The sequence below is a fragment of the Myxococcus sp. CA039A genome, from assembly GCF_013336645.1.
In the GTDB taxonomy this organism is placed as follows: domain Bacteria; phylum Myxococcota; class Myxococcia; order Myxococcales; family Myxococcaceae; genus Myxococcus; species Myxococcus llanfairpwllgwyngyllgogerychwyrndrobwllllantysiliogogogochensis.
This window is the reverse complement of record NZ_JABUMQ010000487.1, coordinates 1-5,748: the sequence shown is the minus strand read 5'-3', so window position 1 is coordinate 5,748 and position 5,748 is coordinate 1. Positions and strand designations below refer to the sequence as shown.

5 protein-coding genes are annotated in these 5,748 nt (G+C 70.4%); 3 read left to right on the top strand and 2 right to left on the bottom strand.

What is annotated here, in order from left to right; translation table 11 throughout:
• Positions 1 to 77: 77 nt before the first annotated feature.
• The 3 genes from recN to HR086_RS44055 all read left to right on the top strand — a co-directional run bounded on the left by recN (position 78) and on the right by HR086_RS44055 (position 3,808).
• On the top strand, positions 78 to 1,817 hold the full coding sequence (gene recN, locus HR086_RS44065) for a DNA repair protein RecN (RefSeq protein WP_174468628.1): 1,740 nt from the start codon (positions 78 to 80) through the stop codon (positions 1,815 to 1,817).
• A gap of 60 nt (positions 1,818 to 1,877) precedes the next feature.
• Positions 1,878 to 2,675, top strand: a complete 798-nt coding sequence (locus HR086_RS44060; protein ID WP_141641069.1) for a Stp1/IreP family PP2C-type Ser/Thr phosphatase — start codon at positions 1,878 to 1,880, stop codon at positions 2,673 to 2,675.
• Between the two features lie 215 nt (positions 2,676 to 2,890).
• Entirely contained in the window at positions 2,891 to 3,808 is a 918-nt protein-coding gene (locus tag HR086_RS44055) for a M23 family metallopeptidase (protein WP_141641070.1), read from the top strand.
• A gap of 120 nt (positions 3,809 to 3,928) precedes the next feature.
• Here the strand turns inward: HR086_RS44055 and HR086_RS44050 are convergent, their stop codons facing one another.
• Together HR086_RS44050 and rlmM are read right to left on the bottom strand one after the other, a co-directional pair.
• Positions 3,929 to 4,639 carry a diguanylate cyclase gene (locus tag HR086_RS44050; RefSeq protein ID WP_174453328.1) on the bottom strand — a complete coding sequence of 237 codons (711 nt, stop codon included), beginning with the start codon at positions 4,637 to 4,639 and terminating at the stop codon, positions 3,929 to 3,931.
• 49 nt (positions 4,640 to 4,688) lie between these two features.
• The coding region (rlmM, locus tag HR086_RS44045) for a 23S rRNA (cytidine(2498)-2'-O)-methyltransferase RlmM (protein WP_254626727.1) at positions 4,689 to 5,748 on the bottom strand (1,060 nt) is incomplete at its 5' end.

Genomic DNA, 5,748 nt, shown 5'->3' with positions numbered 1-5,748 from the left:
GAACGCCTGTGCAGTGTCAGTGGGACCTGCTAGGGTGTTCAGTGCCAGGGCCGTCGTACGGACATTGGAGGGCGCGCGTGCTGCTGGGTCTGCGGATTTCGAACGTGGCGGTGATCGAGGAGGTGGAGGTGGCGTTCGGAGCCGGCCTCACCGTCCTCACGGGTGAGACAGGTGCGGGCAAGTCCATCCTCGTGGATTCATTGGGCTTGCTGCTGGGAGGCAGGGCGGACGCGGATGTCATCCGCGCCGGCTGCGAGGAGGCGTCCGTGGAGGGCGTCTTCGCACGCACGCCGGTGCTGGGCGCGCGCCTGGAGGAGCTGGGCCTTCCAGACTTGGGCGAGGAGGTGCTGGTGCGTCGCGTGTTGGGGCGCACCGGAAGGGGCAAGGTCTACGTCAACGGCGCCCTCGTCACGGTGGGGGTGCTGGCCAAGCTGACGCGGGGGGCGGTGGACCTCGCGGGGCAGCACGAGCACGTCAGCCTCTTCGACTCGGGCCTGCACCGGGTGCTCCTCGACAGGTACGGGGAGGTGGAGGCGGCGCTGGCGTCCTACTTCGGGGAGTACTCCGCGCTGCGGGAGGTGGACGCGCGCATGGAGGCCCTGGGTGGGGACGAGGCGAAGGTGCGGGAGCGCGCGGAGTTCCTGCGCTTCCAGCTCGACGAAATTGCGCGCATCGACCCGGAGTCGGGCGAGGACGTGAAGCTGGACGTCGAGCGCAAGCGCCTGTCGAGCGCGGAGAAGCTCAAGCGCCTCGGGGCGGAAGCGGAGCTCCTCGTGGCGGGGGAAGAGGCCTCGGCGCTGGAGACGGTGGGCCGCGCCCTGGGGCTGGTGCACGACGCGGTGAAGTTCGACGCGACGCTGTCGCCGGTGGCGCAGTCGCTGAGCACGGCCCTGTCGGAGCTGGAGGAGGCGCAGCGGCGGCTCAACCGGTACGTGGAGGGGCTGGAGTCGGACCCGACGCGGCTGGCGGACGTGGACGAGCGGCTGGATGGCCTCAAGCGGCTGTGCCGCAAGCACGGCGCCACGCTGGACGGCGTGCTGAAGAAGCGCGGCGAAATCGAGGCGGAGCTGGGCACGCTGGAGAACCGCCAGGAAGTGCTCGAGGAGCTGGCCACGGAGCGGCGCAAGGTGGAGGAGCGCACGCGCAAGGCGGCCCGGGTGCTGTCGAAGGCCCGGACGACGAGCGCGGTGGAGTTCTCCGCGCAGGTGCGCGAGGGCCTGGGGCACCTGGCCATGGGCAAGGCGGCCTTCGAGGTGCGCGTGACGCCCGGGGAAACGCTGCGTCCGGATGGCGCGGACGAGGTGGAGTTCTTCTTCAGCGCGAACCCCGGTGAGCCGGCGCGGCCCCTGGCGAAGGTGGCCTCGGGTGGTGAGGCGAGCCGGTTGCTGTTGGCCCTGAAGCGGGCCCTGGCGGGCAGCGACGCGTGTGGCTGCTACGTGCTGGACGAGGCCGACGCGGGCGTCAGCGGCGCGATTGCGGACGTGGTGGGGCGGATGATCAAGGAGGTGAGCGGTCACCGTCAGGTGCTCTGCATCACCCATCTGCCCCAGGTGGCGGCCTACGCGGACGCCCATCTGCTCATCCGCAAGGCGGTGAAGGCGGAGCGAACCGTCTCCCAGGTGACTGTTCTGGCGGCGGGCGCGGACCGCACGCGGGAGCTGGCCCGGATGATGTCCGGCGTGGAGGTCACGCGGGAGGCGCTGGGGGCGGCGGAGGCCCTGGTGCGCTCGGCCCACCGTTCCCTGGGGGCACCGAGGACCCGGCGGGAGTCCGGACCCGAGGGAGGACCCCGTGGCCGCCTCCGAAGATTGGCTTGACGCGCTGCAAGGTCATCCGTGTCCTTGCCCCATCGGTGGGTCTCACATAGCATCATTGGTGTGTCCAACACCGCAGGGCTGACCGCGGCCTCCCGCCTCAAAGTCGTTTCCGCTGGCCTGACGGACGTCGGGCGGAAGCGCAACCACAACGAGGACAGTTTCCTCATCGACGATGAGCTGCAGCTCTACGTCGTGGCGGATGGAATGGGCGGCCATGCCGGCGGCGGTACCGCGTCGCGCATCGCCGTCGAGACCATCGACAAGGAGCTCCGGCGGGCTCGGGAGGGAAAGGACAATCCGTTCCTGTCCGTGCCCAACCTCCAGGACTCACCGATACCGGAGGCCCTGCGCACGGCCGTGGAGAAGGCGTGTCTCGCCATCTACACGGCGGCGCAGGAAGACCCACGGCTGTCCGGCATGGGCACCACGGTGATTTCCCTCGTGGTGCGCGATGAGCACGCCTTCTTCGCCCACGTAGGTGACAGCCGCGCGTACCTCATCCGGGGCGACCTCATCCAGCAGATCTCCGAGGACCACTCGCTGGTCAACGAGCAGATCAAGGCGGGGATGATTACGCCGGAGGAGGCCAAGCACTCCCGCTACAAGAACATCATCACCCGCTCCGTGGGCTTCGAAGAGGAAGTCCAGGTGGACGTGATGGGGCTCGTCTCCGAGCCCGGCGACGTGTTCCTGCTGTGTTCGGACGGCCTGGCCAACATGCTTGAGGACCGCGAAATCCACGAGGTCGTGGCCCAGGCGCAGAGCTTCGAGGACGTGCCCAAGCGTCTCGTCGACTTCGCCAACGAGCGCGGCGGCGACGACAACATCACCGTCATCGTGGTGCGGGTCGCCCCCTGAGGCACCCGGCCCCGTGGCCGACAAACACCTCGTCAGGTCACTGTTGACCTTGACACTCTTGGAAACTGAATGGTAGCTGCCCAAACGTTTCCAACCCTGGCAGACGTCGCCGGGAGACGAAGCAGGCGGGGTGTGGCGGTGGGGGGAGGTGTTGGGCGACACGGAGCGACTTAGCTTCTGGCGCCGGATGTCCCACGCAAGCAGGGAGCTGTCCCGTGGCGAAAAAGTCCTTCACGTTGATGGTGATCCCGGACCATGACGCGCCGGTGAAGCGGTACACCATCCAACGCTCGTTCCTGATGCAGGTGGGGATGGGGTTGATGCTGGTGGTGGGACTGAGCGCGGGTGCGAGCATCCACTACTTCCAGGTGGCGGCGGACGCCTCCGAGAACCGCATCCTCCGCGAGGAGAACCTGACGCTGCGCTCGCAGCTCAAGTCGGTGCGGGAGCGAATCGAGCACATCGGCTCCACGTTGGACCGGGTGGAGCGGTTCGACCAGAAGCTCCGGGCGATGACGCTGCTGTCGGACCCGCAGCGCAACCTGGCCATGGGCCCCACGGAGCCGGAAGCGGGCACCCAGGTGCCGACGACGGACACCCAGTTCACCCAGCTGACCACCACCGAGACGCCCAAGCTGCTGATGGGCCGGTTGGACAAGCTGAGCGCGGAGGCCACCCGTCAGGAGCAGAGCCTCCAGGAGCTGCAGGCGTACTTCCAGGACCAGAAGTCGCTGCTCGCCTCCACGCCGTCCGTCTGGCCCGCGCGCGGCTGGGTGACGAGCGACTTTGGCCAGCGAGTGGACCCGTACACCGCCGACCGCGTCATGCACGCGGGTCTCGACATCGCCGCGCCCCATGGCAAGGAAGTCTTCTCGCCGTCGGACGGCACGGTGGTGTTCGCGGGCCTGGAGGGCGGCTACGGCAACGTCATCGTCGTGGACCACGGCTACGGCATCAAGACGCGCTACGGCCACCTGGCGAAGATGCTGGTGAAGGCGGGAGACCGCGTGAAGCGCGGCTCGCTCATCGCCGCGGTCGGCAACACGGGCCGCTCCACCGGACCGCATCTGCACTACGAGGTCCGCGTCAACGGCATCCCCCAGAACCCGCGCAAGTTCATCCTCGAGGAGTAGTCCTCGGAGTGCGCGGTGCCTCCCGGGCCTGGCTCGGGAGGGTGGTTGCGGGTGTTGAACCCCAGGGACGTCGGGCCTTCCGGCTCGCCTCTGGGACGCGCAAAGCCCCCCTGGCCGTCCTCAACGAGAGAGCGTGGCGGGCCCTGGGATGGATGCGTCCAGCCGGAGCCGTCGCTGCTGGAGTCCATCGGCGCGTCCGCTGCGCTGCATGACGTGGGCGCGCTCCAGCTCCGCCCAGAGCAGGGGGCCCAGCACCTGCCAGTGCGAGGGCGAGTCCACCGTCACCTCCAGCAGGCTCACCGTCCAGCTCGGGGCGTCCGTGTCGGGCGTGCCCTCGGGGAGCACCCGGCGCACGTCGCGTGAGAGGCGCTCGTGGGTGGGGCCAGCCAGGTCCGCGCTCACGGTGAGCTGCGAGGTGGGCACCAGCAGCGCGGCGAAGGCGTCCGGGTGCAGGCGAATCACCTTGGCGCCCGGGTACTGCGCGGCGAGCGACTCCACGGTGGCGCGCAGAATCGCGTCGCCAATGGCGAAGCCGAAGCGGGCGTTGAGGGAAATCATCTCCTTCACATCCGCGATGACGGCGCCCACGCGCCAGCCGTCATGGTGCGCATGCGTGGACAGGTCGTACTCCTCCTTCAGGAGACTCCCCTGCGTGAGGGCGGGGACCTGGAGCGCGCCCGTCTTCGGGTCCGGGTGGCCGCGACGGGCCTGCTCGGCCTGGAGGAGCACCTCGACGGCTGCCTGCACGGGCGCCTGGGGGCTGCGGGTCAGCACCCAGGGGTGGAGGGCGATGAGGGCGGTGGCGGTGGCGTCGTCGAGCGGATAGGGCATCTGAATCGCTTCTCTAGCGCGTCGCGAGGCCCCGTGCAGGCGCTTCCCGTCAGCGCAGCCGGTGGGCCGTCACCGTCACCTCATCCCGGTCATGGTAGAGCTGCCGGACGGTGAGGCCCTCCCAGCCGCCCTCCTCGACGAGCGTGTGGCGCACGCGCAGGAGGACCGGGTTCTTGTCCTTCATGGGCAGCTTGATGTTGGCCACCAGGTGGCTTGCCCAGCCCCGGCGCCCCCACTTGGCGAGCAGCTGGGCCACCTCCAGCGGACGCCACGCCATGTCGCAGAAGAGCCAGTCGGCGGGCTCCTCGGGGGCATAGGAGAAGGCGCTCTCCTGGATGTGCTTCACCCGGCCATTCGAGGCCAGCTCGGGCATCAGCTTCGCCGGGTCCACCGCCACCACCTTCGCGCCCCGGGCCACCAGCCGCTGCGTCCAACCCCCGGGCGCCGCGCCCAGGTCCACGCAGACGTCGCCGCGCCCTGGCTCGAAGGCCAGGCCGTCCAGCGCTTCCTCCAGCTTCATGGCGGCGCGCGAGGGGGACTCGACCTCCCGGCGCATGCGTCGTCGCCCTCCGGGGGCCAGGGACAGGGCTTCGCGCGCGGAGACCGCGCCCACGGCCGTCACGCCGTCGGGTGCCACGCACAGCGTCACCAGCCGGGCGCCGGACTCCCGCGCCCGCGCCGCGTCGTCGAGCAGCCGCTCCGAGGGCAGCCGCGTGCGCACCGCCGCCTCCAGCGCCTCCGCCACGGCCGCCAGCGTGTTGCCCCGAGGGCTGTCGGGCGTGAAGGACTGGAGGACCCAGGGGGCCGTCCCCGGCAGGGAGACGATGGCCCGGGCCGCCGCGTCCGCCTGGACGTCGGGTGTTCCCGGAGGCAGCGAGGCGACCACCCGCCAGGCGGCGCGGGCGAAGGCGGGAACGAGCCCAGGCTGCGAGTCGCTCTCCACCAGGGCCTCTCCAAGCAGGCGAGGGGCCATGCCCGCCCAGGCCAGCTCCTCGAAGAGGTGGGGCTCGAACCCGGCCCGGCAGGTCCACAGCCAGCGGCCCACCTGGGGCGGCTGCGTCTGTGCGGGCATGGGGGGAATGCGCGCCCTCGCGGGAGCGGGGGGAGGG